This is a genomic window from Actinomycetota bacterium (assembly GCA_036280995.1).
Classification (GTDB): domain Bacteria; phylum Actinomycetota; class CALGFH01; order CALGFH01; family CALGFH01; genus CALGFH01.
The window spans coordinates 1-2400 of sequence record DASUPQ010000652.1 but is presented as its reverse complement, the minus strand read 5'-3'; the positions used below and the strand labels follow the sequence as shown (position 1 = coordinate 2400).

Annotated in this window: 2 protein-coding genes; one reads left to right on the top strand and one right to left on the bottom strand. The window is 70.3% G+C overall.

What is annotated here, in order from left to right:
- Positions 1-394: 394 nt before the first annotated feature.
- On the bottom strand, positions 395-1783 hold the full coding sequence (gene merA / locus VF468_22320) for a mercury(II) reductase (GenBank protein ID HEX5881027.1): 1389 nt from the start codon (positions 1781-1783) through the stop codon (positions 395-397).
- Between the two features lie 80 nt (positions 1784-1863).
- On the opposite strand from merA, the gene VF468_22315 reads away from it, so the two are divergent.
- The gene (locus VF468_22315; GenBank protein ID HEX5881026.1) at positions 1864-2253 is read left to right on the top strand and encodes a MerR family DNA-binding protein; all 390 of its coding nucleotides are present in this window, start codon (positions 1864-1866) and stop codon (positions 2251-2253) included.
- The last annotated feature ends 147 nt before the right edge of the window (positions 2254-2400 follow it).

The following is a 2400-nucleotide window of genomic DNA, read 5'->3' as shown; positions in this document are numbered from 1 at the left end:
TCAACCCACGCTCGACGAGTACCGGCATTTCATCCGAAGTCACCGCTGGCCTCCCCACGGCCGAGATCAGCGGAGCCTAGTGCAGCCGACTGCTGACCGCCAGGCGTCAGCAGTCACACGCACTCAAGCGGATCTACGCCTCAAGCCAGTGCAGCCGACTCCTGAATCTGACATCACTCCTGCTCAGTGGGCGCGTTGTCGGTGGACGGACGGCTTACGAAACAGCCTTCGTCCGGCCCTCGCGGTCAGGCCTTCTGCGACTTCCGCCCGGAACGGCCGTCTTTGGTGACTTCCTGCTGAGGACTGCGCGGCTACCCGCTGCGAGGCGGTCTTGGGCGAGGACGACGAGTGGTGCCGCGATTGGCGCCGGGCAGACGGCGCGGCCCAGGGTGTGTCATGCGCAGCAGGAGGTGGGTAGCTGGTTGCGGAACAGCCCGGCGACGATGCGGAGGCTTTCGGCCATGGTGAGGTACGGCGCCCAGGTGTCGGCGATGTCGTCGACGGTCATACCGGCCTTGATGGCGTAGCTGGCTGCCAGCATCATCTCCCCGGCCCCCTCAGCGAGAGCGTGCACGCCCAGCACGGTGCCGTCCTCCGGGTCAGCCACGAGCTTGACCACGCCGCGGGTGTCGCGGTTGACCAGGGCGCGGGGCACGTCCGATAGGTCCAGGACCCGGCAGGCGCAGCCGCGACCTTGGGCCAGGACGTCCTCCTCTCTCAGTCCAGCGGAGGCCAGTTGCGGGCGGGTGAACACCACGGCGGGCAGCCCGGCGTAGTCCACGCGCTCCAACCGGGCGTCGGTGCCGGCGAGAGCGTTCCGGGCGGCGACTCGGCCGCTGGCAGCGGCGACGTAGACGTACTGGGGGGCGCCGGAGACGTCGCCGGCAGCGTAGACGCGGGGGTTGCTGGTGCGTTGGTGTTCATCGACGGCCACGAATCCCCGCTCGTCGGCAGCGACTCCGGCCGCGGCCAGGTCGAGCCCGTCGGTGCGGGCGGCACGTCCGGTGGCGACGAGCAGCCGTTGCCCGCGGGCCTGCTGGCCGGAGACGGTGGTGACCACCACTTGGCCGTCCTCGAGATGAACTGTGCCGGCGTGCTCCTCGGCAAGGGTGATGCGGTCGTTGGTGAACACCGCCCGCAGGCCTTCCGCCAGCTCCGGCTCCGCGCGGGGGGCCAGCCGCCCGACCACGCTCACTCGGGTGCCGAGGTGGGCGAACAGCTGGGCCTGCTCCATCCCCACGTAGCCGCCGCCGATGATGACCAGGGACTCCGGTAGGACGGAGAGTTCCATCGCGGTGGTCGAGGTCAGCCAGTCCACCTGGTCCAGGCCTGGCAGGTCGGGGACGGCCGGTTGGGAGCCGGTGGCGACCAGGTAGGCCCGCGCCGGCAGCGGCCGGCCGTCAACGGCCAAGGTGTCCTCGTCGAGGAAGGTGGCCTGCCCAGGCTCGATCTGGAAGCCGTAGGCGGCGGCCACGTCGGCGTACTTGGCGCCGCGGAGCCGCTCAATCAGCTCATCCTTCTGCGCCACCAGGGCGGCCAGGTCGACCGCGGCCGCTGAGGTGGGGGCGCCCCGGAACGGGTTGGTGAGGGCCGCGTGCCGTGTACCCGCGGCGGCCAGGAGCGTCTTGGACGGGACACAACCCACGTTCACGCAGGTACCGCCCAGGGTGCCGCGCTCGATCAGCACGACGCTCCGGCCGGCCTGCCGGGCAGCGATCGCCGCCGACATGGCCGCACCGCCAGAGCCCACCACTGCCAGATCCACCTCGTTGTTCCAGCCCATCTGCCCTTCTCCTCCCTGCGCCGTTGGGCTCAGACTGGACCTTCCAGCGCGGGGGAAGGTCAAGGCAGATGGTGGAGGGCATGCGGATCGGTGAGCTTGCGGCGGCGGCCGGCACCACCACCAAGACGCTCCGGTTCTACGAGGAGACCGGTCTGCTCCAGCCAGCCGGGCGCACCTCCACCGGGTACCGGCAGTACAACCCGGGCGCTGTCGGGCGGCTGGACTTCATCCGGCGCGGCCGCGCGGCCGGGCTCACGCTGGCGCAGATCCGCGAGATCCTCACTGTCCGCGACCAGGGCCACGCACCCTGCCAGCACGTCGAGGAGGTCCTCGGAGAGCGGCTCACCGCCCTCGACGCCCAGATCGCCGACCTCCAATTGCTGCGCGACACCGTCGCTCAGCTTCACCAGGCCGTATCCGTCGCTGACCCCGACACCTGCCACGCCGACCAGGTGTGCCGCTACCTATAGACACATGCCCCTGGAAGGACATCTGTGACTACCGCTCCCGAAACCGTCCGCGTGGCCGACCACCAGCGGTGCGGCTGCTGCAACCGGTCACTCCCAGCCAGCGAGGTCGTCGAGCTGGGCAGCACCCCTGGGGTGTTCATCTGCGTC

What these genes read in the sequence shown, in the direction of transcription:
- merA (HEX5881027.1), bottom strand. Translation starts at nt 1,783, where the DNA reads ATGGGCTGGAACAACGAGGTGGATCTGGCAGTGGTGGGCTCTGGCGGT.
- VF468_22315 (HEX5881026.1), top strand. Translation starts at nt 1,864, where the DNA reads ATGCGGATCGGTGAGCTTGCGGCGGCGGCCGGCACCACCACCAAGACG.